Here is a 24,784-nt window from a genome sequence, read left to right on the forward strand (position 1 = left end):
GTGCCTGTGAGTGCGCGGCGTCTGTATCGCGGGCAAGACCCGCTCCCACAGCTAGCGCGGACTCTGTTGGAGCAGGCTTGCCTGCGATGGCCTCGGCTCGGTGCCTGTGAGTGCGCGGCGCCTGCATCGCGGGCAAGACCCGCTCCCACAGCTAGCGCGGCCTCTGGGATGCCTGCATCGTTAGCCTAAAAACAAACCCCCGCTAAAAAGCGGGGGTTTGTCAGCAGCCTGGTTCTGTTACCCCGGCATCAGAGCGTCGACTGACCGCTCAACGCCAGGTCCACCAGTTCACGGTTGGCCACGGCATACATCGCGTAGTCCGTCCCCGTCGCCGCACGCAACTCCTCAAGCATGACGCGCCAGCGCTGCACCATCACCGCATGCTGCCCCATCCACAATGCCACCCGGGCGTCCATGTCCTGCGGGGCATCGACCATCTGCAATACCGAGATGGTAATTGCTCGCTGCTGCAGGTCGATGTCGTCACGGAACGCTTCGCGTGCCAGGGCCTGCCAGTTGTTTTCCACTGGCAGGTTGCTGATTTCCTGCAGGTACCAGGTCAGGTCCAGGGCGCTGCCCACGGCGAAGAAGGCCTTGGCCACTTCGGCCGGGTCTTGCCCGGTCACGTCGGACGCTTCGATGATCGGCAACAGTGTGTACAGGTGCGTCGTACCGGCAACCATTCGCGCCAGCAACTCCGGCACACCGGCTTCGACGAAGCCCTGGTAGCGGGCCTGCCAGCGTTCACGGGTCGGGCCTTCCAGCAGCTCGTCCAGTTTCAGGCCCAGCGCAGCGATTTTCGGCCCGAAGTGCGCCGCGTCGCGCCCGGCATCCTGTTCGTTACGACGGCTACGCAGGAACCAGCGAGTAGCGCGACGCCCAAGACGCATCAGCTCGTCCATCAGGGTCAACTGCACCTCGGCCGAAACCTGATAGTCCAGTGCCTCGATCTGGCGGAACCAGTGCGGCAGGTGGAAGATGTCGCGCACGATGACATAGGCGCCGGCAACGTTCGCCGGGCTCATGCCCGTGGACTCCTTGAGCCGCTGGACGAAGGTGATGCCCATGTTGTTGACCAGGTCGTTGGCGATCTGGGTACTGACGATCTCGCGTTTCAGGCGATGGCGACGCATGGCCTCGGCGAACTTGTTGACCAACGACGGCGGGAACGCCGTCTCCATGTCACGGGTCAGGTAGTCGTCGTCCGGCACCAGCGACTTGAGCAGCGCCTCCTTGAGGTCGATCTTGCTGTAGGAGATCAGTACCGACAATTCAGCGCGGGTCAGGCCCTGGTTTGCCGCCAGACGCTCAGCCAGTTGCTCTTCGCTCGGCAGGAACTCGATGGCGCGGTCCAGCTTGCCACGGCTTTCCAGGTCAGCCATCAGGCGCTTGTACTCGGCAATGCGCTCCTTGGCACGGCGTGCGGCCAGCGACAACGCCTGGGTCTGCTTGTAGTTGTTGCCCAGCACCAGCGCGGAGACTTCCTCGGTCATGCTGCCCAGCAGCTGGTTGCGCTGCTTCTCGGTCATGTCGCCAGCCTGCACCACTTCGTTGAGCAGGATCTTGATATTGACCTCGTGGTCAGAGCAGTCCACGCCACCGGCGTTATCGATGAAGTCGGTGTTGGTTGCACCGCCGTTCAGGCCGAACTCGACACGGCCAAGTTGGGTCATGCCGAGGTTGCCGCCCTCGCCCACCACTTTGCAGCGCAACTCGTTACCGTCGACGCGCAGGGCGTCGTTGGCCTTGTCGCCCACATCGGCGTGGCTCTCTTCACTCGATTTGACGTAAGTGCCGATACCGCCGTTCCACAGCAAGTCAACCGGCGCCTTGAGCAACGCATTGAGCAACTCGGTCGGGGTCAGCTTGTCGGCTTCGATGGCAAAGCGCGCTTTCATCTGCGGGGTAATCGCGATGCTTTTGGCGCTGCGCGGGAAGATCCCGCCGCCCTCGGACATGATGCTGGTGTCGTAGTCGCTCCAGGCTGAACGCGGCAAGTCGAACAACCGCTTGCGTTCGGCGAAGCTGCTGGCGGGCTCCGGGTTCGGATCGATGAAAATGTGCAGGTGGTTGAATGCCGCGACCAGTTGCAGCTTGTCGGACATCAGCAAGCCGTTACCGAAGACGTCACCGGCCATGTCGCCAATGCCGATCACACTGATCGGGTCTTCCTGGACGTTGATACCGCGCTCGCGGAAATGCCGCTGCACACCAACCCAGGCGCCGCGGGCCGTGATGCCCATCTTCTTGTGGTCGTAACCGGCCGAGCCGCCCGAGGCGAAGGCATCGCCGAGCCAGAAGCCGTAGTCGATGGCAATGCCGTTGGCGATGTCGGAGAAGGTCGCGGTGCCCTTGTCGGCCGCGACCACCAGGTACGGGTCATCGTCGTCGTGGCGCACCACATTGGCCGGCGGCACCAGGGCGCCGTCCTTGAGGTTGTCGGTAATGTCCAACAGGCCAGAGATGAAGATGCGGTAGCAGGCGATACCTTCAGCCTGAATATCATCACGGCTGCCGCCCAGCGGCAGGCGACGCGGGAGGAAACCACCCTTGGCACCGACCGGGACAATCACCGAGTTCTTCACCTGTTGCGCCTTCACCAGGCCCAGCACTTCAGTCCGGTAGTCTTCCTCACGGTCGGACCAGCGCAGGCCACCGCGCGCTACGTTGCCGAAACGCAGGTGCACACCCTCGACCCGTGGCGAATAGACGAATATCTCGAACTTCGGCACTGGTTTTGGCAGTTCAGGGATCAGCTTCGGATTGAACTTGAAGCTGAAGTAGGACTTGTTATGGCCATTGGCATCAGGCTGGTAGAAGTTGGTCCGCAGGGTGGCCTTGATCAGGTCCAGGTAGCGTCGCAGGATGCGGTCTTCGTTGAGCACCTGAACGTCGTCCAGGGCACTGAGGATCGCCTGCTCCAACCGTTGCTGCTTGTCGTCCAGGTCTTCAACGTTGAGTTTGCGCGCCAGGTAGAAGCGGGTCTTGAACAGTCGCACCAGCTCGCGGGCGATATCCGTGTGGTTGTTCAAGGTACTGGCGATGTAGCCCAGATCGAAGCCCAGGCGAATCTGCTTGAGGTAGCGGGCATAGGCACGCAGCAGCGCAACATCGCGCCATGGTAGGCCTGCAGTCAGTACCAGACGGTTGAACGCGTCGTTCTCCGCATCGCCATTGACGATGTGGACAAAGGCATCCTGCAAGGTGTCGTTGAGTTGCTGGATGTCCAGGTTCAGGCCTTCGCTGTAGGTGAAGGCGAAGTCATGAATCCAGAATTCGCGACCATTGGCATGACGCAGGCGATACGGGAACTCGCCCAGTACGCGCAGGCCAAGGTTTTCCAGGATCGGCAGCACGTCAGACAGCGCCAACGGCGTATCGGCGTGGTACAGCTTGCAAAACAGTTGATGCTTACCGGTCTGGGTCAGCGGCTGATAGAAACTCATTACCAGCGGCTTGTGCTCGGAAAGCGCCAGCAGGTGCTGCATGTCGACCACCGCCGAATGGGCGGCAAAGCGCTCGCGGTAACCGGCCGGGAAGCCTTTAGGGAAGTCCGCCAGAACATTGGTGCCCTGAGCTTCACCAAAGCTTTCTACGGTCAGGCTGACGTAGTCGTCCTGCCACGAACGGCAGGCCTGAATGACTTCGTTTTCCAGCTGCTGCGGATCGATTTCGATGCGGTTCTTCGGGTCAACCCGCAAAATCAGCTGCACACGCGCCAGCACGGACTCGGAGAAGAAGGTCCAGAACTCGCAATCGGTGGCTTTCAGGCGATCCATCAGGACCTGCTGGATTTTCTGCCGCACTTCGGTGGAGTAGATGTCACGCGGCACATAGGCTAGGCAGTAGCAGAAGCGGCCGTAAGGGTCCTTGCGCAGGAAGACGCGGATCTTGTTGCGTTCCTGGATCTGCACAATCGACATGACGGTAGTGAACAACTCGTCGACTGGCGTCTGGAACAGGTCGTCGCGGGGCAGGACTTCCAGCACCTGCGCCAGTTCCTTGCCCAGGTGCGCCTTGGGGTCGAAGAGCGAACGACGCTCGATTTCGGCAACCTTGCCGCGAATATAAGGAATCGCCCGCACGCTCTCCCCGTACACCGTCGAGGTGTAGAGGCCCATGAAACGGCATTCCTTGATCACCTTGCCGTCAGCATCCAACTGGCGAATCGACACGTAATCCGGGTAGGCCGGACGGTGTACCCGACTCGGATGAGCCGCCTTGGCAAAGGACAGCAGCAACGGTTCCCTGAGGTAGTTGACCGCGTAGTCTTCAATGCGCAATTCATCGACGGTCAGGCCGGTGCGCAGCAAGCGGGCCAGGCCCAGGAAGGACTGTTCGTCGTACTGCAGATGAGCGCCTTGGGCATCATTACCGACCACGAACTCCTCGTAGCCAAGGAAGGTGAAGTGGTTGCCCACCAGCCACTCGAGGAAACCCTTGACCTCGGCCTTTTCAGCCTCGGCCGGGGCATAGGCGGTCTGCTCGACCAGCGCGAGCATTTCTCGCACCTTGGCTTTCATCGGCTCGAAATCGGCAACGGCAACCCGTACTTCAGCCAGCACCTGCTCCAACTCGCGGGTCAGCAGGTTCAGCTCGGCGGCGTTGGCGCAGCGATCAATCTCCAGGTACATCAGCGATTCTTGCAGAACGCCCTCTGCCTGGGTGCCCTTGGGCAGAATGTCCAGCAGTTCGCCCTTGGCGCCGCGGCGGACACTCAATACCGTGGTCTGCAGCGTGTGGATGCTGTAGCCGCGCCGGTTCAGCTCGGTGCGTACCGAGTCGACCAGAAACGGCAGATCATGATGCAGCACTTCGACGGCGGTATGCGTCGACTGCCAGCCATGACGTTCGTAGTCGGGGTTGTAGACACGAACCTGCGGCTGGGCGTGATCGAAACGCTCCAGCATGCGCCAGGCTGAAAGGGTGCAGCCCGCCAGGTCGGAAAGGCGACGCTGGGTCAGTTCGTCCAGAGAGATGATGCCGAAGAATTGCTCGGCGAACAGCGCCACTTGTGGCAGTGCCTGTTCGCTGATGTGCTGCGCCAGGGCCGCTTGCAGTTGATGCTGGAAGTCGGCTTTGCTGGCTGCGGTGAAGAACGCCATCTGTGGTACTCCGCTTGGGCTTTATTATTGAGAGAAGCGTCGTGCGCGTGCGCCTGATACGGGTCAACGATAGCCAACCCTGAGCAGGAAGACGGTAAAACCATTGGTCACATTCACCAATTCAACGGATGAGCATCTGCAAAAACGACTGCCGCTCCAGAGCTAGGCTGTGTCTTTACGGGTGACCATCGACAACGCAGCTTAACGAGGCCTGGGAGGCACCTGCTTGCGCCGCTGCGACATATTCGGTCATTGACGTGCAGGCTGACGTTTATCCGCCAGCTGAACACTGGCAGAATCATGCCTCACCTTATTGATCGAGCCTTCCATGCAACTGACCACCGCCCAATTGATGGCCACCCCGTGCGACGACGAAGAAGACAACATGGCGACGCTGTGTTGCATCAGTGACAAGGGCGAAATGTTCCTGATGACCCGTTACCCGGACGAAGACGAGGTGGAAATCACCCTCGATGACGAGCCTTCGACCCTCGACGGCCTGAAGATCACCCTCGGCCCGCAACGCCTGTTGATCGAGGTTGCGCCTGGCGACGCGGATGCACTGGGCGGTGACGATCACCTGGAAATCACTCACAGCACGCCGGACAGCGACCTGGCTGAAGTCGAAGAAACCCTGCAGAACATCCTCAAGGGCACCGGCACCTACGTCAGCGAACTGTAAGGAGGTTAGTCGCCGGGCCCCTGGATAGATTAAAGTATCAACCCCTGCCGACGGCTTTTTCAGACTGCACCTCGGCTCTTTATCCAGGAACCCTCGACGATGGAACATCGTGAAGCGCTGATCGCGCTGCGCACCTTTCTTTCAACCCAGATTCTTGGCCAGGAAAAACTGGTCGAGCGCTTGCTGATCGTGCTCCTTGCCGATGGCCATATGCTGGTGGAAGGCGCGCCGGGCCTGGCCAAGACCAAGGCGATCAAGGAACTCGCCGAGGGCATCGAAGCCGAGTTCCACCGGATCCAGTTCACCCCGGATCTGCTTCCGGCCGACATTACCGGCACCGAGATCTACCGTCCGGAAACCGGCAGCTTTGTCTTCCAGCAAGGCCCCATCTTTCACAACCTGGTGTTGGCCGATGAAATCAACCGGGCACCGGCCAAGGTACAGTCGGCCTTGCTTGAAGCCATGGCCGAGCGTCAGGTCAGCGTCGGGCGCAGTACCTATGAGCTCTCCCCCCTGTTCCTGGTGATGGCCACCCAGAACCCGATCGAACAGGAAGGCACTTACCCGCTGCCTGAAGCACAGCTCGACCGCTTCCTGATGCACGTGAAAATCGGTTTCCCGGATGCCGCCGTCGAGCGACGCATTCTTCAACAGGCTCGTGGCGAAGCCCTCAACGGCGAAACCAAGCCGGAACGTCGCGTCAGTCAGCAGGCCATTTTTGCCGCACGCAAGGAAATCCTCGGCCTGTACATGGCCGATGCGGTGGAGGAATACCTGGTACAACTGGTCATGGCCACCCGCACTCCCGCCAAATTCGACACCGAGATGGCCGACTGGATCGCCTATGGCGCCAGCCCTCGTGGCTCCATCGCCCTGGACCGTTGCGCACGGGCTCACGCCTGGTTGGCGGGCCGAGACTTTGTCAGCCCCGAAGACATTCAGGCAGTACTGTTCGACGTACTGCGTCACCGCATCATTCTCTCCTTTGAAGCCGAAGCCGCCGGTATTGACCAGGACCGGGTGATCCAGCGCATCCTCGACGTCGTTGCCGTGGCCTGATCCCATGCCCTCTCAACTGCTGGCGGCCCCAGGCATTCGCATCGGTCTTTCAGAACTGATCGAAATGCGGCATCGCGTGCGCGAGGTGCAGCTGTTTGCCGCCCCCGGCCAACGCAGCCCGCTGATCGGCTTGCACCATTCGAAGCTGCGCGGACGTGGCGTGGACTTCGATCAGGTGCGGGTCTATCAAGCCGGAGACGACGTGCGCAATATCGATTGGCGAGTGACGGCGCGCACCCAGGAGCCGCACACCAAGCTGTTCCACGAAGAGCGCGAGCGCCCCATCTACATCCTGGTGGAACAAAGCCAGCGGCTGTTCTTCGGCTCCGGCCTGATGTTCAAGTCGGTACTTGCCGCCCAGGCTGCGGCGCTGATTGGCTGGGCGGCGCTGGGCCACAATGATCGTATCGGTGGCCTGGTCTTCGGCGACAACGCCTATTACGAGATCAAGCCGCGGCGCAGCAAGCAAAGCCTGCTGCAGTTGCTCAACCGACTGGCCCGCGCCAATCAGGCGTTGCACACCGAAGCGCAACCGCAAGGCGATACCCTGGGCATGGCCTTGCGCCGCGCGCGGGAAGTTCTGCGCCCCGGCAGCCTGGCCATCGTAATCTGTGACGAGCGGGCGCTGAGCACCAGTGTCGAACAACAACTGAGCCTGCTCTCACGCCATTGCGACCTGCTGCTGTTGCCGCTTTCCGATCCACTGGATCATGCCCTGCCGGCAGCCGGTTTGTTGCGTTTCGCCCAACGGGGGGCGCAACTGGAGCTGGACACCCTCGACGCCAACCTGCGCCAGAGCTACCGCAGCCAGGGCGAGGCGCGCATCGAGCGCTGGGAGCTGCTGGCACAGAAGCTGAGGGTGGTGCTCATGCCCTTGAGCACCCAGAGTGAAATGATCGAGCAACTGCGCGAGTACCTCAATCCGCAACGTCCTGGGCAAAAACGATGAACGGCCTGGAACAGTTGCAACCCTTGATCGCGCCGGAGCCGATTGGTCTGTGGCCACCCGCACCTGGCTGGTGGGCCTTGCTCCTGCTCCTGCCGCTGCTCGGCTGGGGCGCCTGGCGCCTGCGTCACTGGCGGCCGGGGAAAAAACCCATCGTGCGTGCCGAGTTGCCGCTTGACCCCATACGCCTTGAGGCCCTGGCCGAGTTGGCGCGCCTGACCAAACCCTACGACGGCGCACCCGCCGGTGCCTGGTTGCAGCAGATCAATGCGCTGCTCAAGCGGCTCTGCCGCAATCATTACCCTGGCAGCCATAGCCACACCCTCAATGGTCGGCAATGGCTGGCGTTTCTCGACAATCGCTGCCCGGCTGCCGGCCTGACGCGTTGGATGGTGCTGGTCGAAGGTGCCTACAAACCCGAGTGCAAGCTCGATGACAAAGCAATCGCCGGGCTGACCCAGGCGGTTGAGATCTGGATCCGCAAACATGTTTGAGCTGGCATGGCCGTGGGTCTTCGCCCTTTTTCCGCTACCCTGGCTGGCGCGCTGGCTGCTGCCCGCCGCCGACAGCGGCGAACCGGTGCTCAAGGTTGCCTTCCTCGATGAACTGGAAGGCCTGGCCGGACGCCGCGCCCGGCTGAACCTGCCCACGTGGCGGCAACAGACGCCGTTTATCGTCGTCTGGCTGTTGCTGTTACTGGCCGCCGCGCGGCCCCAATGGCTCGGTGAGCCTGTGCCCGTGGCGGCCAGCGGCCGTGATCTTATGGTCGCCGTGGATGTTTCCGGCTCGATGGACTTTCCCGACATGCGCTGGCAGGACGACGACGTCAGCCGCCTGACCCTGGTAAAGCAGCTATTGGGCGATTTTCTCCAGGCCCGTCAGGGTGACCGCATCGGCCTGATCCTGTTCGGCAGCCAGGCCTACCTTCAGGCCCCCCTGACGTTCGACCGGCGCACCGTGCATACCTTCCTCAACGAAGCGCAGATTGGCATCGCCGGCAAGAACACCGCCATCGGTGATGCCATCGGCCTTGCCGTCAAGCGCTTGCGGCTACGCCCGACACAAAGCCGGGTGCTGATTCTGGTCACCGACGGCGCCAACAATGGCGGGCAGATCCATCCGCTGACCGCCGCACGCCTGGCAGCTCAGGAGAGCGTGAAAATCTACACCATCGGCATCGGCGCAGACCCCGAACAGAGCGGTACTGCTGGCCTGCTTGGCATCAACCCAAGCCTGGACCTGGATGAAGCCTCGCTCAAGGAGATTGCCGAGTTGACCCATGGCGCCTATTTCCGCGCGCGCGACGGCAAGGAATTGACGGCTATTGGCGAAACACTCGACCGCCTGGAGCCCGTCGCCCAACAACCGACGCAGGCCCGCACTGCCGAGGCGTTGTACAGCTGGCCACTGGCACTGGCGCTGCTGCTGAGCGTGTTGCTGGTGGTGCGTGAGCGCTGGCACGACAATCCGCTGCAACGCCTGCTCAGCAGCCGACACTTCCTGCAACCGCACCCTGAATGGCGCGAACGCCTCAAGCGTCTGCGCCTGCGGAGGCGTCGATGATCGAACTCTGGCCACAATGGCTACGCCCTGCCTGGCTGCTGGTACTACCGCTGCTGGGCTGGTTGCTGTGGAAGCTCTGGCATCGCCAAAAGCGTGCCGGGCGCTGGCAGATGATCTTGCCTCCGGCATTCCACGCCGTACTGCTGGGTGGTGGCAGCGGTCGCGACAGCAAGTTGCCGTGGGTGGCATTGGGGGTGGCGTGGCTCGTGACGGTCATCGCCTTGCTGGGGCCGAGCTGGCAGCGCCTGGAGGAAACCCGACAGCGCCCAGCCGATCCTCTGGTGGTATTGCTGGAGCTGACACCGCAAATGCTTGCGACTGACAGCCCACCCAACCGCCTGGAGCAGGCACGTCGAAAACTGCTCGACCTGCTCGAGCATCGCCGCGACAGCCAGACCGCGATCATCGTCTATGCCGGCAGCGCGCATACACTGGTGCCGCTGTCCGACGACCTGGACACCAGCCGCAACCTGCTTGAAGCCCTGGACCCCTCAATCATGCCGCAAACCGGGCAACGCGCTGACCTGGCCGTACGCAAAGGCCTGGCCCTGCTGTCACAAGCTGGCCTTGGCCAAGGCCGTTTGCTGCTGATTGGCTCCTCGTTGAGCACCGAGGAACGGCAAGGCATCGTCCAGGCGCTGGGCCGCAAGGGACCAAAGCTGCTGATGCTAGGTATTGGCAGCGCAGAGGGCGCACCGGTAAAACAGAGTAATGGCGAATTCCTCAAGGATGCCGAGGGCACGATTCTCATGCCCCGCCTGGACAGCGCAAGCCTGAGGGAGTTTGTCATGGAAACCGGCGGCAAGTACCGCCATGCCCGAATCGACGACCTGGACCTGCGCGGCCTCGGCCTGTTCGCCCCGCCCCGGGCATTGCATGACGATGGCCAGACGGTGCAGTTGGACAGTTGGGCCGATCAGGGCTACTGGCTGCTGCTGCCGCTCTTGTTGCTGGCGGCCTGTGCGGGCCGTCGCGGCTGGCTGTTCTGCCTGCCGTTGCTGTGGGTGCTGCCACAACCCAGCCATGCCTTTGAACTTGATGACCTGTGGCTACGCCCGGACCAACAAGGCCAGCGCCTGCTTGAACAACAACGCCCCGCCGAGGCAGCACAACGCTTCCAGAACCCGCAATGGAAAGCCCTGGCACTGTACGAGGCCGGTGACTATGCCGGCGCGGTGCGCCTGTTCGCTGAAAGCAACACGGCGGCTGCCCACTACAATCGCGGTAACGCCCTCGCACGCAGCGGAGAGTTGGAGGCTGCCGTGGATGCTTATGAACAGGCGCTGGAGCGCCAACCGGAACTTCAGCCGGCCATTACGAACAAAGCACTGGTCGAGCAACTACTGCGCCAGCAAAAAGCTGCCGAGCAGGAACAGGCGGCGGCCACTGAAACGGAAACCGAACAGAACGCGCCCGGTACAACGACTGACAGCAACACGGATAGCCGCAGTACCGCCGCGGCTGACAGCGAGCAAGACACTCAAAGCGCACAAGAACAGCAAGGCCAGAACCCGTCGTCAGGTGCAGAACAAACGCAGCAAGGGAACAGCGGCGACCAGGATGATGAAACCACTCATCCGCCGCAACGGCCAAGCGACAGCAGCCTTGACGCCGAACAGCGCCAGGCCCTTGAGCAGTGGTTGCGACAGATCCCGGACAACCCTGCCGAACTGCTGCGCCGAAAATTTTGGTATGAACAGCAACAACACCAGGAAACTCATTGATGAGACGCGCCTGCGCCCTCGTTTTCAGCCTTGCCCTCAGCCTGCAGGTACAGGCCGCCGCGTTGCTTGCCAGCGTCGACCGCACACGCCTGAACGCCGGTGAAACGCTCGAGCTGACCCTTCAAACCCAGGACATCACCCAGTTCGGCAAGCCAGACCTGGAGCCCCTGCAGGCCAATTTTGAGGTTCGCGATACTCGCCAGGTGAACAACCTGACCACCCTCAATGGCGAAACCCAAGCCAGTACACGCTGGATCATCACCCTGCTTCCGCGTCAAAGTGGCAGCCTGCAAATACCCGCGCTGCAGCTGGGCGAGGTCAGCAGCCAGCCGATTGAGCTTCAGGTGCTGCAAGCACAGGATAACGTGGTCGAGAACCTGGCTCCGGTGTTCATCGAAGCCAGCCTCGACCAGGACAGCATTTATGTTCAGGCCCAAGCCGTTTTAACCCTGAGGATCTACCACTCGGTAGCCCTGTACGATGACAGTAGCCTGAGCCGGCTCCAGCTGGAGGGCGCGAAGGTAGAGCCGCTGGGCGAATCACGGACCTACGAGAAGGAAATCAACGGTGTACGCCATGGCGTGATCGAAATGCGCTATGCGATCTACCCACAGCAAAGCGGCAACGTGACCATTCCGTCCCTGACCTTCAGTGCCACCACCGTAGAACCGGCGACAGATCAAGACAGCGCCCCGCGCAGTGGCAAACAGACCCACGTGAGCTCTGCACCGATTACCTTGTTGGCCAAACCCATACCAGCCACTTACCCGGCCAACACGCCTTGGCTACCGGCGCGCAACCTGACCCTGGAAGAACACTGGAGCCCGGACCCGACGCAAGCCTCAACCCAGATTGGCGACTCCCTGACCCGTACAGTGACCATCAAGGCCGAAGGCCTGTCCAGCACACAGATACCACCGCTGGCGAACACTGAGGTCATAGGCCTGCGCCACTACCCTGACCAACCGCAACTGCGTAACGAGATCAACGACCGCGGCCTGCTCGGTAGTCGCGAAGAGCGCGAGGCGCTGGTGCCAACGCATGCGGGCACACTGGAGCTGCCCAACCAGGAGGTCATTTGGTGGAACACCCGAGAAGACCATCTGGAGCGCAGCAGTCTGCCCGCGCGAACCTTGCAGATTCAGGACAACCCGGCACTCAGCGCTGAAACGCCGAGCACGTCGACCCCCCTTGAAAACGGCCCGCTCTGGCCCTGGCAACTCAGCACACTGATACTGGCCCTGACCACCTTGAGTGGCTTTGCCCTCTGGTGGCGGGCCCGCTCACAACCGGCCGTGCTGCGTGCGGCTCAAAGCGGCCCGAGCCCGCGCACCCTGCTCGACGACCTCAAACGCGCCTGCCAGGCCAACGACCCGCAGGCCACCCGGCAGGCCCTCGACGCCTGGGCGCGCCAGCAACCCGAAACCCTTGCCGAAATGGCGGCTCGCTTCGTTCCATTGTCCGATGCCCTGGATGGTCTGAACGGCGCGCTTTACAGCGAAACCGGACAATACTGGCAAGGCGAAGAGCTGTGGCGGGCCATTGGCACTATCCCAACCGCTGAACAGACTCAACCGACACCCGGCGAAAGTAGTAGCCTGCCACCCCTCTATCCCAAGTAATCAGCCGCTCTAGCCTGCGCACCTTCAGGCTTCCTTAAGAAAACTCGTCGACACTTGCTCCCAACGATATACAGGAGCAAGCACGATGCCTGAGCCCACCGACACCATTTGGCCCTTCGCTTTACCGCTTCGGCTGGCACCTGAGAACAGCGCGATGTTGAGCCTGGCGCACGCGTTGCCCAACAGCGATGAGCGCCCACTGTTCGAGGACTTCATCCGCCAGCGTTTTAGCTTGGTACATGGCGCCGACATACGTCACTTCATGCCTGAGCTGTTTGGCCTGAAAGACCAGAACAATGCCTTGTGTGCCGTCGCAGGCCTTCGCCGCGCCAGCACCTCACGGTTGTTTCTGGAACAGTATCTGGATGCGCCAATCGAGCACTACATCCCGTCAGAGAACGAGCAACCGACGCAGCGCGACTGCATTGTCGAAGTCGGCAATCTGGCCGCCAGCGATACCGGCAGCGCCCGCCTGAGCATCATCACCATGACCTGGCTACTAGGTGCTGCAGGCTTTCAGTGGGTCTCGTTTACCGGCAGTACCGGCCTGGTCAACAGTTTCCATCGCCTCGGTTTGAAACCTACCACCCTGTGCGCAGCAGATCCTCAGCGCCTGGGCGATGAGCGCCACACGTGGGGCCAGTATTACGACAGCCGCCCGAGTGTCCACATCGGCAACATCTGCAGTGGTTTCCAACACTTGGCCAAGGCCGGGCTGTTCAAACGACTTGGCTTGCCACCCGTCGACCGGGAGACCTGCAATGTCGCCTGAACTGAGCCTGTTTGAAAATCAACTGCAACGCCATGCACAGGAGCGCCCTTTTGCTCTGGCCCTATGGGGTGACGAACTGCGCCTGGACTATGAAGCGCTGTGGTCAGAGGTCAATTATCGCCGCCGGTTACTCAGCGAGCAGCCTGAAGGCTGTGTAGTGCTCGCGCTGGACAACAGCCCCGAGGCGATGCTGTGGGACCTGGCCGTGCTCTTTGAAGAGCGCCCATGCCTTACCCTGCCGCCCTTTTTCAGCCCTGCGCAACGCCAGCACTGCCTTGAGCAATGCCAGGCACCGCTGGTCGTCGCTGACTCCGGCATGGCAAGCGAACTCGAAGCGGCAGGCTACCGCTTCCAGGGCACCCTGTGGAGCAAGGCCGCGGTCTCAGCCGTGGTACTGCCAGAGGGAACCGCGAAGATCACCTTCACATCGGGCACGACCGGCGCCCCCAAAGGCGTGTGCCTCAGTGCCGACAGTTTCCTGCGGGTGGCCCGAGAGCTGGCGGCGGCCAGTGAGCCTGTAAAGCCTGATCATCACCTGGCACTGCTGCCCTTGGCGATCCTGCTGGAAAACCTCGGTTGCTATGCCGCCCTCTTTGCAGGTGCGGTGCTAAGCCTGCCTAGCCAGGCCCGCCTGGGTATTCGTGGCGCCAGCGGCGTCGATACCCCGACCTTCCTGCGCTGCCTGGCAGAACGCCGCCCACACAGCCTGATTCTGGTCCCGCAATTGCTGCAACTGCTAGTAGGCGCCACGCAAGCGCAGGCATTCGATCCTTCCTGCCTGCGCTTTGCCGCGGTAGGCGGTGCACGGGTATCCCCAGGCCTGCTTCAAGGTGCACACCAACTCGGCATACCGGCCTATGAAGGCTACGGCTTGTCCGAGTGCGCCTCGGTGGTGTGCTTGAACGTACCTGGCGCTATCAGGCCGGGAAGCGTTGGGCGACCATTGCCCCATGTACAGGTCAAGCTGGCTGATGACGGCGAAGTACTGATTCAAGGCTCGACCATGCTCGGCTACCTGGGCAACCCGGCCCAACCGGCAGCGTGGCTGGCCAGTGGCGACATCGGTGAGTTCGATGACGAAGGCTTTCTGTACATCAAGGGCCGCAAGAAGCATCAGTTCGTCACCAGCTACGGCCGTAACGTCAATCCCGAGTGGGTGGAAGCAGAACTCACCCAAGGCGGGGTCATTGCCCAGGCATTCGTGCATGGCGAAGCCCTGCCCTATAACGCAGCCCTGCTCTGGCCTCATGACCCGAGCTGCAGCGACCAGGCCCTTGCCGATGCCGTAGCCAAGGCCAATACAGCCCTGCCCGACTACGCACGCGTTCATCAGTGGCTGCGTTTGCCTCAACCCTTTACCCCTGCCAATGGCTTGCTGACCGCCAATGGCCGACCACGCCGCGATGCCATCCTTGAGCAATACCACGCGGCACTGGACTCCTTTAATCGTTCTGAGGAACTGTCGTCATGAGTTTTTTTGAAACCCTGCAAGCTGCAACCGCCCAGGAACGCAGCGCGCTGTTTGAAGTGCCGGTCATCCGCAAGGCACTGGCCGGTGAGGTCACACTGGAGAGCTATCGGGCCTTCCTGATTCAGGCCTACTACCATGTTCGCCATACCGTACCGCTGATGATGGCCTGCGGTGCACGCCTGCCCGAGCGACTGGAGTGGTTGCGCCACGCAGTGTGCGAATACATCGAAGACGAGTACGGCCATGAGCAGTGGGTACTGAACGATATCGTCGCCTGCGGCGGCGACCGTGAAGCGGTGCGCACCGGCCAACCCGATCAACCCATCGAGCTGATGGTTGCGTTTCTCTATGACCTGATCGCACGTGGCAACCCGGTGGGCCTGTTCGGGATGGTCAACGTGCTTGAAGGCACCAGCATCGCCCTGGCAACCCATGCCGCCGAACGCATTCGCGACCGCCTGGCACTGCCTGAGGAGGCCTTCAGCTACCTGAACTCCCATGGCGCGCTGGATATCGGGCACATGCAGACCTACCGCAAACTGATGGACCGCCTCGACGACCCGGCTGATCAGGCCGCGGTCATTCATGCCTCGAAAGTGGTCTACCGGTTGTATGCGGACATGTTCCGGGCACTGCCGCAAAACACCCAGGCACCAACCCTGCTGGAGAGCAATCATGCGGCTCAATGAAGCCCGGGTCGTACTCACCGGTGCCAGTGGTGGCATTGGTCTGGCAATCACCAATGCGCTGCTCGCCAGCGGCGCTCAGGTACTGGCGGTGTCTCGCCATGAAGACGCCTTGCGCCCAAGCATGACGCGTTACCCCAGCCAGCTGCGCTGGGTGTCGGCAGACCTGACCAGTGCCGCAGACCGGCATAAAGTGCAGAATGCCGCCCAGGCCATGGGCGGCATCAACCTGCTGATCAACGCCGCCGGGGTAAACCAGTTCGCCATGCTTGAGCAACTGGAAGACAGCGACATCAGCCACATGCTGGACCTGAACATCATCGCCCCGATTTCGCTGACACGCTTGCTGTTGCCACTTCTCAGAGAGGCCCCAGCAGCAATGGTGGTCAATGTCGGTTCAACCTATGGTTCGATCGGCTACCCCGGGTACTCCCCCTACTGCGCCAGCAAATTCGCCTTGCGCGGCTTTTCCGAAGCACTGCGTCGAGAGCTGGCCGATACCCGGGTGAACGTACTTTATGTGGCCCCACGAGCGACCCAGACACGCATGAACAGCGCGGCTGCACAGGCGCTCAATGACGCCCTGAAAGCCAATACCGACGACCCGGAAATGGTCGCCAACGCCGTGATCCACGCCATTGCCGGTGACCGCCGCGACCTTTACCTGGGCTGGCCTGAGCGTTTTTTTGTAAGCCTCAATAACCTGCTGCCAAGCCTGGTAGACCGCGCCCTGCGCAAGCAGCTGCCGTTGATCAGACGCTTCAGCCATATTGGCTCCACGGAGAAAAACAAACCATGAAAAAACTGCTGATCGCCCTGCTGGCCACCGTATCAAGCACCTCACTGTGGGCCATGGACGCCACCGACCAACAACGCCTGAGCGATATTCAACAGCAATGGGCAAAAATCCAGTACGAAACACCCGAGGGTAAACGCGCCGATGCCTTCGAGCAGTTGGCCGCCAAGGCCAATGCCTTCTCCAAGGAGCGCCCAACCGCAGCCGAGGCCTGGATCTGGTCTGGCATCGTCACCAGCAGTTGGGCAGGCGCCCAAGGCGGGCTCGGTGCCTTGGGCAAGGTCAAAGAGGCGCGCAGCGACCTGGAAAAAGCCTTGTCGATCGACCCGACGGCGCTGCAGGGTTCCGCCTACGCCAGCCTCGCTGCACTGTATGATCGAGTGCCTGGCTGGCCGGTTGGCTTCGGTGATAGTGACAAGGCCGATACGCTGCTCAAACAAGCACTGCAGATTAACCCCAACGGTATAGACAACCTGTACTTCTGGGGCGACCATCTCTACCGCCAGAAGCACTACGCTGAAGCCAAGGCTGCCTTGCTCAAGGCACAACAGGCTCCTGCTCGTCCGGGTCGAGAAAGCGCCGATAAAGGGCGACACAAGGACATACAGGCGCTGCTGGTTGAAATAGACAAAAAACTCAACTGACCAAGGAGCCGGCATGCGACTGCTGCTGATCGAGGACGATGTTTCGCTGGGTGAAGGTATCTACCAGGCACTGAGCCGCGACGGCTATACCACCGACTGGATCAAAGACGGTAGCAGCGCGTTGCACTCGTTACTGAGTGAAACCTTCGACCTGGCCATCCTCGATCTTGGCCTGCCGCGCATGGACGGGCTGGAGGTGTTGCGGCGTCTGCGCAGCAGCGGCTCGAACCTGCCCGTGCTGATCCTGACCGCGCGTGATGCCACCGAAGACCGCATTGCCGGCCTTGATGCCGGTGCCGACGACTACCTGGTCAAACCTTTCGACCTGGCCGAACTCAAGGCGCGCCTGCGCGCCTTGATGCGACGCAGTGCCGGGCGGGCCCAACTGCGCATCGAACATGCTGGAATCAGCCTGGACCCTGTCAGCCATCAGGTCACCTATCTGGGGCAGCCAGTTTCATTGACCCCCAAAGAGTACCAACTGCTGTACGAGCTGCTGTCACCCCCAGGCCGGGTCATGACCCGCGAACGGCTGACCCAGTTGCTCTACGGCTGGAACGACGAAGCAGAAAGCAACACGCTTGAGGTGCATATCCACCACTTGCGCAAGAAGCTCTCCAGTGACTTGATCCGGACCATTCGCGGCGTTGGCTACCTGGTGCAAGAAGCACGATGAAATCCATCCGGCGGCGAACCCTGACCCTGATCATTGGCCTGTTGATCGGCGGCCTGATGACCCTGTCTGTACTCAACCTGCATGACAGCAACCACGAAATTGCCGAAGTCTATGACGCCCAACTGGCACAAAATGCCCGCTTGCTGCAGGGCATCATGCGCATGCCAATGCACAGCAGCGATCACAGCGAACTGTACCGTGCGTTCAACGAGGCGCTGGGTCAGGCATCCCCTAAGGTCGATGGGCACCCTTACGAAAGCAAAATGGCCTTTCAGGTCTGGAACCTCGATGGCCAGTTACTGGTGCATACCGCCAGTGCACCGAGCTTCACTGCACCGCCGAGCGATGCCGGCTTCAATGATGTGGTCGACCTGAAGAACCAGCAATGGCGTACCTTCGTGCTGGTCGACACCGAGCATTCCCTGCGAATCTGGGTTGGCGAGCGCGACGATGTGCGCAACGACCTGGTCAACCGCATCGTCCGCCACACCTTGGGCCCCAACCTGATTGGCAGCCTGCTGTTAGCGACGATGATCTGGTTTGCCATCGGCTGGGGGCTCAAACCACTGGCCAATATGGCCACGACACTGCGCGCCCGCCACCCCGGGTCGCTGGAGCCCATACAACTGTCACCATTGCCCAATGAGCTGGAGCCGATGCAAGCCGCACTCAATCGGCTGCTGGGACAGATTCAGGAAGTCCTTGGCCGGGAGCGACGTTTCATCGCCGATGCGGCCCACGAGTTGCGTACCCCGCTGGCAGTGCTAAGGGTACACGCGCAGAATCTGCAGGAAGCGCGCAACGACGCGGAACGCCAACAGTCCCTGCACAACCTGATTGCCGGTGTGGACCGAACCTCGCGCCTGGTCAATCAACTCTTGACCATGGCACGCCTGGAGCCACGGCTTGGCAGCGCACCACTACAGCCCATCGACCTGACTGCCAGTGTGCGTGACTCATTGGCACAACTGACCCCCTGGCTGCTCGACAGGGGCCTTGAGGTGAGCCTGGAAGCGCCTGAGGCGCCCCTGCGGATACTGGGCGATAGCGCAACCCTCGATATTGCCTTGAACAACCTGGTCACCAATGCCGCGAATTTCTCACCCAAAGGCGGGCTGATCACCGTGCGCCTGGAGGAGACCGCCAGCGAAGTGCTGCTGAGCGTCGAAGACCAAGGCCCTGGCATCGACCCTGAACACCGTGATCGCCTGTTCGAGCGCTTCTTCAGCCGTGGCAACGACCAAGGCGCCGGCCTCGGCCTGGCCATTGTACAAACCATCGCCAAGCGCCTCGGCGCAAAAGTCAGCCTGGACAACCTGCCGCAGGGTGGCCTGTGTGCAAGCGTGCACTTCCCCCTGGCGCATGCCTGAAGTTCGCATGCCGCCGGTTGTCTCGGCCCTGCTGATCCCGGAAACTGGCAACCCCTGGGCGTAGTCGCGCTACCATAGCCGACCGCCCCTGCTGGCCAACGCTGCCCAGAGCGACCCGGTTTCCTCTGCACAGGACTTTCAATGCGTCTGTTTCACACCTCCGACTGGCACCTGGGGCAAACCCTCCACAGCCAGGAACGTGACTTCGAACATGCCTGCTTTCTCGACTGGCTGCTCGGCCAACTGGCCCTGCGTCAACCCGATGCCCTGCTGATTGCCGGCGACATCTTCGATACGGTCAACCCTCCGGTCAAAGCCCAGGAACGCCTGTACGACTTCATCGTCCGCGCTCACGAACAGCAGCCTGCGCTGGATATCGTGATCATCGCCGGCAACCATGACTCCGGTGCCCGTATCGAACTGCCGGCACCGTTGATGCGCCGCCTGCGCACCCATGCCCTGGGCCGTGTGCAGTGGCTGGATGACGGCCAGCTCGACAGTGATCGCTTGCTGATCCCGCTGACCGATGCCAAGGGCAAAACCCGCGCCTGGTGCCTGGCGCTGCCCTTCCTGCGCCCGGCCGAAGTGACCGGCGCACACGTGGGTGACGATTACCTGCACGGCATCACCCAGGTACATGAACGCCTGATCGCTGCCGCTGAAAGCCGACGCAAACCTGGGCAGGCGCTGGTCGCCATCAGCCATGCGCACATGGCTGGCGGGTCGATTTCGGAAGACTCCGAGCGCAGCCTGATCATCGGCAACGCCGAAGCACTGTCGGCCAAGCTGTTCAGCGACTCGGTGGCGTATGTCGCCTTGGGCCACCTGCACAAACCGCAGCGGGTCAACGGCGAGGAACGCATTCGCTACAGCGGCTCGCCGCTGCCGTTGTCGTTCTCGGAAATTGGCTATCAACACCAGATACTCGAGGTGGAACTGGACGGCGCGGCACTGCGCAGCGTCGAGCCACGGCTGGTACCGCGGGCCGTGCACCTGCAACGCCTGGGCCCTGCCTCCCTGAACGAGGTGCTGGAACACCTGACAGCGCTGCCCGAAGTCGACCTGCTGGCTGACCTGCAACGCCAGCCCTGGCTGGAAGTGCGCGTGCGTCTGGATGAACCACAACCGGACCTGCGCCAGCAAATCGAACTCGCGCTGAACGGCAAGGCCGTGCGCCTGGTACGGATCGCCGTCGAGTACGCCGGCGCTCAACAGGATGACGACGACAGTAGCCCCTTGATTGAACTGGGCCAACTCAGCCCGCAAGACCTGTTCAGCCGCGCCTGGGAGCAGGCCTATGGCAATGCCGTGGACGAGCAGACACTGGCCGACTTCGCCCAACTGCTGCAGGACGTGCAACAGGAGGAGGAGCACCCATGAAAATTCTCGCCATTCGCCTGAAAAACCTTGCGTCCCTGGCCGGCCCTTGCGAAATCGACTTCACCGCCGAGCCCTTGGCCAGTGCTGGCCTGTTTGCGATCACCGGCCCCACCGGCGCGGGCAAGAGCACCTTGCTCGATGCCTTGTGCCTGGCACTGTTCGGCGCTGTACCACGCCTGAACAGCATTGGCCGGGAAACCAAACTGCCAGAAGTCGACAGCGAGATCCTTACCAGCGACCCGCGCACGCTGCTACGCCGGGGCACCGGCAGCGGCTTTGCCGAAGTTGATTTCGTCGGTATCGACGGCCACCGTTACCGGGCACGCTGGGAGACCAACCGCGCCCGCGATAAAGCCAACGGCAAGCTGCAAGGCAGCCGTCAGAGCCTGCATGACCTGGACGGCAACCAGTTACTGAGCAGCCAGAGCAAAAGCGAGTACAAACAGCTGATCGAGGCCAAGCTGGGGCTCAACTTCGAACAGTTCACCCGTGCGGTCATGCTGGCCCAAAGCGAGTTCAGCGCCTTCCTCAAGGCCGACGACAAGGACCGCAGCGAACTGCTGGAAAAACTCACCAACACAGCGATCTACAGCCAGTTGGGCCGACGCGCCTACAGCAAGAGCAAAGAAGCCGAAGATATCCACAAGGCCTTGCAACAACAGGCCAGTGGTATCACCCCGCTCAGCCCGGAGGCACGCGCTGAACTCGACCAGCGTGTTGAACAGGCACAACGCCAACTCAAGACCGAACAGGCGCAACTGCGCCAGTTCGAGCAGCAGCGCAGTTGGCTGACAGAGCTAAGCAACCTGCAGGCGCAACAACGTGCCGCCGCCGAGGACGCCCACAGTGCCCAGCAGCACTGGGAGCAACTGGCCACAGAACGCCTGAACCTGGAGCGGCTGGAGCAGTTGGCGCCGCAGCGCCATCAGTTTGCCCGACAACTGGAGCTGACCGGCCAGCGCTCGCCACTGACCGTTGCCATTGAACAACAGCGCCAGCAACAGGTTGAGTTGCAGGCTGCCCAGCAACAACTGGAACAACACCTGCACCATGCACGCGAGGCACTGAGCCAGGCACTGGCTCATCAGGCGCAGAACGCGCCGTTGCTGCGCCAGGCCTTCGCCGAGCAAGACACCTTGGCGCGCCTGGAACAGGAACTGGCCGACAGCCTTGCCCTGCACCAACAGGCCGAACAGGCCTCCCGCGAGGGCCAGCAGCAGCTACACACCCTGATCGAGCAACAGCAGCTTAACAGCGAGCGTCTGAACCAACTGGGCGAGCAACTCGCGCACAGCGCGCACCTGTCCAGCCTGGGTGACGCCTGGAGCGCCTACCGGGGCCAACTGCAGCAACTGATGCTCATTGGCAACCGGCTCAACAAAGGTCGCGAGGAACTGCCCGCCCTGCAGCAACGCGCCACGGATGCGGCCCGCCAACTGGAAGAACAGCGCACTCACCTGGCGCAGATCTACCACGAAGCCGGCGCTGAACCCGAGGCCCTGGCAGAGCAGATCAGCCTGCTGGGAACGCTGTTGCAAGACAACCGCAAGCAACAGCGTGCGGTTGAAGAACTGACCCGGCTCTGGAACAGCCAGCAGGATCTGGACAAACAAATCCACGCCTTGCGTGAACGCCAGCAGGCCGCGCAGCAGCAACGCGAACAGTTGATCAGCGAGGGGCTGCAAGGCAAACAAGAGCTGATTGCCGCCGAGCAGGCACTGAACCTCACACGACAGCTGCTTGAGCGTCAGCGTCTGGCCCGCAGTGCCAGCGTCGAAGAGCTCCGAGCGCAGCTACAGGACGACCAGCCCTGCCCCGTCTGCGGCAGCCAGGAACACCCGTACCACCAGCCCGAAGCGCTGTTGCAAAGCCTTGGCCGACATGACCAGGATGAAGAAGCCAACGCCCAGCGCCTGGTCGACGGGCTGAAAGAAAAACTGGATGAACTGCGAGCGAAACTGGCCGGCGTCAATAGCCAGATCAAGGAATACCTGCACCAGTACGAGCACCTTGTCACTCAACAGCAAGCGTTGGCCCCCAGCCTCGATGCTCACCCGCTCTACGCCCAGTTGGCCCATCAGGACAGCAACGCCTGCTCGGCCTGGCTGGAGCTTCAACTGCGCCGCCTGAACGATGACATCAACCGGGACGAGCAACGCCAGCACACACTGCTTACGCTTCAGCAGGACGCCGCCCGCCTGCAGCAACAACTGCAGGTAGCCATCGAGGCCAGCCAGCAGGCCACGCTGCACGTGAGCCAGCAACAGCAGGCGCTGAGTGACGACGAGGAACGCCTGGAACAGGCACTGGCAAGCTTCGCCGGCCTGCTGCCCGCCGACATCCTGCAAGCCCTGCGTCAGGAACCGTCAGCCGCCTTCCTGCAACTCGACCAGCAACTGGCGCAGCGCCTGGAACTGGTAGACCGGCAAAAAGACGAGCAACAGGACTACAACGACCGCCAGCAGCAACTGGAAAAGGCCAGCCTGCAACAACAGGCACGGGTACAGAAGCTGGAGGAGCTGCAGCAGCAGGTCGTTGCCCGGCAAACCCAACAGCAGCAGGCAAAAGCAACGCTAGACGGCCTGCTTGGCGAGCACGAAAACGCCCAGCACTGGCAACAGCAACTGGAGCAGGCCGTTGAACAGGCGCGCAGCGTCGAAGCGACCACCCAGCAGCAACTGCAGGACAGCCTCGCCCGCTCGATCGAGCTGACAGCCGAGCTCAAGGCCAAAGCGCAACAGCGAGATGCCCTGGAAGAGGAATGCCGTCAACTGGAGGCCGTCATCGGCCAATGGCGACACGCCCATCCTGAATTGGACGATGCCGGCCTGACGCAATTGCTGGCGTTCGATGACGAACAGATCAGCCAGTTGCGTCAGCGCCTGCAAAACGCCAGAAAAGCCATCGAGCACACTCAGGTGCTGGTGCAAGAGCGCGAACAGCGCCTTCAGCAACATCAGGCCCAAGCCAACGGGGAACTGCCAGCCGATCAGCTGGAACAAGCCATGGCCGCGTTGCAGCAACAGCTGCACACCCGCGAGCAACAGTGTGCCGAACTGCGCGCCGAGCAAGCCGACGACCAGCGCCGCCAACAGGCCAACCAAGCGCTGGCAGAACAGATTGCCCAGGCCTATACCGAGTGGCAACGCTGGGCGCGCCTGAACGCCCTGATCGGTTCTGCCACTGGCGATACCTTCCGCAAGATCGCCCAGGGCTACAACCTCGACCTGCTGGTGCACCATGCCAACGCACAGCTGCGTCAATTGGCCCGCCGCTACCGGCTCAAGCGCGGCGGCAGCCTGTTGGGCCTGTTGGTGCAGGATACCGAGATGGGGGATGAACTGCGCTCGGTGCACTCCTTGTCCGGGGGCGAAACCTTCCTGGTCTCGCTGGCGCTGGCACTGGGGCTGGCGTCGATGGCCTCGAGCACGTTGAAGATCGAGTCGCTGTTCATCGACGAAGGCTTCGGCAGCCTCGACCCCGAATCGCTGCAACTGGCCATGGATGCACTGGACGGTTTGCAGGCTCAAGGGCGCAAGGTCGCGGTGATCTCTCATGTGCAGGAAATGCACGAGCGGATTCCGGTACAGATCCAGGTTCGTCGCCAAGGCAATGGCCTGAGTACCCTGGAGGTCAGTGGATGATCCTCTATTCGTTTCGGCGCTGCCCTTACGCCATGCGTGCACGCATGGCCTTGCGCTACAGCCAATGCCCGGTCGAGATCCGCGAGGTCAGCCTCAAGGAAAAACCGGCCGACATGCTTGCCTTATCGCCCAAAGGTACGGTGCCGGTGTTGAGTGTCGAGGGCAAGGTGCTGGAGGAAAGCCTGGACATCATGCGCTGGGCCTTGGCCCGGCATGACCCGCAAGACTGGCTGCTGAGTACCGACTCACAGGCTGCGCAACAGGCCAACGCACTGATAGCGCGTAACGACAGCCTGTTTAAAGTCAGACTCAACCACTACAAGTATGCCGAGCGCTACCCGGCGCATTCGCGTGAGGAATACCGACAGCTGGCCTGTGAAATCCTTGATGACCTGGAGGCACACCTGGCGCAGCACGACTACCTGCTCACCTCGCACCCAAGCCTGGCGGATGTAGCCCTGATGCCGTTCATTCGCCAGTTCGCCGGGGTCGAACCAAACTGGTTTGCCCAAGCCCCCTACCCCAGGCTGCGAGCTTGGCTGCAGGGTTGGCTGGACTCGGTGCTGTTCAAGGCAATCATGGCCCGCTGAAGCCACCCACCCTGTTGTTGCAGGCTGGCCTGCGATGGCGCCGGTGGGGTGTCA

18 protein-coding genes are annotated in these 24,784 nt (G+C 61.9%); 17 read left to right on the forward strand and 1 reads right to left on the reverse strand.

Annotated elements, in window-relative coordinates; all coding sequences use genetic code 11:
- Nucleotides 1–248: 248 nt before the first annotated feature.
- On the reverse strand, nt 249–5,105 hold the full coding sequence (locus UIA24_RS12280; RefSeq protein WP_330522955.1) for an NAD-glutamate dehydrogenase: 4,857 nt from the start codon (nt 5,103–5,105) through the stop codon (nt 249–251).
- A gap of 328 nt (nt 5,106–5,433) precedes the next feature.
- Here UIA24_RS12280 and UIA24_RS12285 point away from each other — a divergent pair, with 328 nt between their 5' ends.
- The 17 genes from UIA24_RS12285 to UIA24_RS12365 all read left to right on the forward strand — a co-directional run bounded on the left by UIA24_RS12285 (nt 5,434) and on the right by UIA24_RS12365 (nt 24,730).
- Complete coding sequence (locus UIA24_RS12285; RefSeq protein WP_065758600.1) at nt 5,434–5,787, forward strand: hypothetical protein; 354 nt, start codon at nt 5,434–5,436, stop codon at nt 5,785–5,787.
- Between the two features lie 99 nt (nt 5,788–5,886).
- On the forward strand, nt 5,887–6,846 hold the full coding sequence (locus UIA24_RS12290; RefSeq protein WP_099775428.1) for an AAA family ATPase: 960 nt from the start codon (nt 5,887–5,889) through the stop codon (nt 6,844–6,846).
- Between the two features lie 4 nt (nt 6,847–6,850).
- Complete coding sequence (locus tag UIA24_RS12295) at nt 6,851–7,795, forward strand: DUF58 domain-containing protein (RefSeq protein ID WP_065758598.1); 945 nt, start codon at nt 6,851–6,853, stop codon at nt 7,793–7,795.
- Nucleotides 7,792–8,286: a DUF4381 domain-containing protein gene (locus UIA24_RS12300; protein WP_330522956.1), complete on the forward strand. Its 495-nt coding sequence runs from the start codon at nt 7,792–7,794 to the stop codon at nt 8,284–8,286. Before UIA24_RS12295 ends, UIA24_RS12300 begins: the two co-directional genes overlap by 4 nt.
- Complete coding sequence (locus tag UIA24_RS12305) at nt 8,279–9,355, forward strand: vWA domain-containing protein (protein ID WP_330522957.1); 1,077 nt, start codon at nt 8,279–8,281, stop codon at nt 9,353–9,355. Before UIA24_RS12300 ends, UIA24_RS12305 begins: the two co-directional genes overlap by 8 nt.
- Nucleotides 9,352–11,079, forward strand: a complete 1,728-nt coding sequence (locus UIA24_RS12310) for a vWA domain-containing protein (RefSeq protein ID WP_330522958.1) — start codon at nt 9,352–9,354, stop codon at nt 11,077–11,079. Before UIA24_RS12305 ends, UIA24_RS12310 begins: the two co-directional genes overlap by 4 nt.
- Nucleotides 11,079–12,701: a BatD family protein gene (locus UIA24_RS12315; RefSeq protein ID WP_330522959.1), complete on the forward strand. Its 1,623-nt coding sequence runs from the start codon at nt 11,079–11,081 to the stop codon at nt 12,699–12,701. The genes UIA24_RS12310 and UIA24_RS12315 overlap by 1 nt, the downstream gene beginning before the upstream one ends.
- Before the next feature lie 85 nt (nt 12,702–12,786).
- A complete protein-coding gene (locus tag UIA24_RS12320) occupies nt 12,787–13,473 on the forward strand; it encodes a thermostable hemolysin (RefSeq protein WP_442963026.1) in 687 nt (228 codons plus the stop codon).
- Entirely contained in the window at nt 13,463–14,944 is a 1,482-nt protein-coding gene (locus UIA24_RS12325) for an AMP-binding protein (RefSeq protein ID WP_330522960.1), read from the forward strand. Before UIA24_RS12320 ends, UIA24_RS12325 begins: the two co-directional genes overlap by 11 nt.
- On the forward strand, nt 14,941–15,633 hold the full coding sequence (locus tag UIA24_RS12330; protein ID WP_065758591.1) for a TenA family transcriptional regulator: 693 nt from the start codon (nt 14,941–14,943) through the stop codon (nt 15,631–15,633). Before UIA24_RS12325 ends, UIA24_RS12330 begins: the two co-directional genes overlap by 4 nt.
- Nucleotides 15,620–16,429: an SDR family oxidoreductase gene (locus UIA24_RS12335; protein WP_330522961.1), complete on the forward strand. Its 810-nt coding sequence runs from the start codon at nt 15,620–15,622 to the stop codon at nt 16,427–16,429. The genes UIA24_RS12330 and UIA24_RS12335 overlap by 14 nt, the downstream gene beginning before the upstream one ends.
- A complete protein-coding gene (locus UIA24_RS12340; protein ID WP_099775432.1) occupies nt 16,426–17,070 on the forward strand; it encodes a hypothetical protein in 645 nt (214 codons plus the stop codon). The genes UIA24_RS12335 and UIA24_RS12340 overlap by 4 nt, the downstream gene beginning before the upstream one ends.
- Nucleotides 17,071–17,083: 13 nt before the next feature.
- Nucleotides 17,084–17,746, forward strand: a complete 663-nt coding sequence (locus tag UIA24_RS12345; protein ID WP_099775433.1) for a response regulator — start codon at nt 17,084–17,086, stop codon at nt 17,744–17,746.
- Nucleotides 17,743–19,116, forward strand: a complete 1,374-nt coding sequence (locus UIA24_RS12350; RefSeq protein WP_102053340.1) for an ATP-binding protein — start codon at nt 17,743–17,745, stop codon at nt 19,114–19,116. Before UIA24_RS12345 ends, UIA24_RS12350 begins: the two co-directional genes overlap by 4 nt.
- 141 nt (nt 19,117–19,257) lie before the next feature.
- Complete coding sequence (locus tag UIA24_RS12355) at nt 19,258–20,496, forward strand: exonuclease SbcCD subunit D C-terminal domain-containing protein (RefSeq protein WP_330522962.1); 1,239 nt, start codon at nt 19,258–19,260, stop codon at nt 20,494–20,496.
- Nucleotides 20,493–24,140 carry an AAA family ATPase gene (locus tag UIA24_RS12360; protein WP_330522963.1) on the forward strand — a complete coding sequence of 1,216 codons (3,648 nt, stop codon included), beginning with the start codon at nt 20,493–20,495 and terminating at the stop codon, nt 24,138–24,140. Before UIA24_RS12355 ends, UIA24_RS12360 begins: the two co-directional genes overlap by 4 nt.
- Nucleotides 24,137–24,730: a glutathione S-transferase gene (locus UIA24_RS12365; protein WP_330522964.1), complete on the forward strand. Its 594-nt coding sequence runs from the start codon at nt 24,137–24,139 to the stop codon at nt 24,728–24,730. Before UIA24_RS12360 ends, UIA24_RS12365 begins: the two co-directional genes overlap by 4 nt.
- Nucleotides 24,731–24,784 lie beyond the last annotated feature (54 nt).

Origin of the sequence: Pseudomonas sp. AL 58, from assembly GCF_036348395.1 — a bacterium.
In the GTDB taxonomy this organism is placed as follows: domain Bacteria; phylum Pseudomonadota; class Gammaproteobacteria; order Pseudomonadales; family Pseudomonadaceae; genus Aquipseudomonas; species Aquipseudomonas defluvii.

Bases quoted from the DNA above. Each gene is read 5' to 3' on its own strand.
- UIA24_RS12280 (WP_330522955.1), bottom strand. From the start codon at position 5,105: ATGGCGTTCTTCACCGCAGCCAGCAAAGCCGACTTCCAGCATCAACTG.
- UIA24_RS12285 (WP_065758600.1), top strand. From the start codon at position 5,434: ATGCAACTGACCACCGCCCAATTGATGGCCACCCCGTGCGACGACGAA.
- UIA24_RS12290 (WP_099775428.1), top strand. From the start codon at position 5,887: ATGGAACATCGTGAAGCGCTGATCGCGCTGCGCACCTTTCTTTCAACC.
- UIA24_RS12295 (WP_065758598.1), top strand. From the start codon at position 6,851: ATGCCCTCTCAACTGCTGGCGGCCCCAGGCATTCGCATCGGTCTTTCA.
- UIA24_RS12300 (WP_330522956.1), top strand. From the start codon at position 7,792: ATGAACGGCCTGGAACAGTTGCAACCCTTGATCGCGCCGGAGCCGATT.
- UIA24_RS12305 (WP_330522957.1), top strand. From the start codon at position 8,279: ATGTTTGAGCTGGCATGGCCGTGGGTCTTCGCCCTTTTTCCGCTACCC.
- UIA24_RS12310 (WP_330522958.1), top strand. From the start codon at position 9,352: ATGATCGAACTCTGGCCACAATGGCTACGCCCTGCCTGGCTGCTGGTA.
- UIA24_RS12315 (WP_330522959.1), top strand. From the start codon at position 11,079: ATGAGACGCGCCTGCGCCCTCGTTTTCAGCCTTGCCCTCAGCCTGCAG.
- UIA24_RS12320 (WP_442963026.1), top strand. From the start codon at position 12,787: ATGCCTGAGCCCACCGACACCATTTGGCCCTTCGCTTTACCGCTTCGG.
- UIA24_RS12325 (WP_330522960.1), top strand. From the start codon at position 13,463: ATGTCGCCTGAACTGAGCCTGTTTGAAAATCAACTGCAACGCCATGCA.
- UIA24_RS12330 (WP_065758591.1), top strand. From the start codon at position 14,941: ATGAGTTTTTTTGAAACCCTGCAAGCTGCAACCGCCCAGGAACGCAGC.
- UIA24_RS12335 (WP_330522961.1), top strand. From the start codon at position 15,620: ATGCGGCTCAATGAAGCCCGGGTCGTACTCACCGGTGCCAGTGGTGGC.
- UIA24_RS12340 (WP_099775432.1), top strand. From the start codon at position 16,426: ATGAAAAAACTGCTGATCGCCCTGCTGGCCACCGTATCAAGCACCTCA.
- UIA24_RS12345 (WP_099775433.1), top strand. From the start codon at position 17,084: ATGCGACTGCTGCTGATCGAGGACGATGTTTCGCTGGGTGAAGGTATC.
- UIA24_RS12350 (WP_102053340.1), top strand. From the start codon at position 17,743: ATGAAATCCATCCGGCGGCGAACCCTGACCCTGATCATTGGCCTGTTG.
- UIA24_RS12355 (WP_330522962.1), top strand. From the start codon at position 19,258: ATGCGTCTGTTTCACACCTCCGACTGGCACCTGGGGCAAACCCTCCAC.
- UIA24_RS12360 (WP_330522963.1), top strand. From the start codon at position 20,493: ATGAAAATTCTCGCCATTCGCCTGAAAAACCTTGCGTCCCTGGCCGGC.
- UIA24_RS12365 (WP_330522964.1), top strand. From the start codon at position 24,137: ATGATCCTCTATTCGTTTCGGCGCTGCCCTTACGCCATGCGTGCACGC.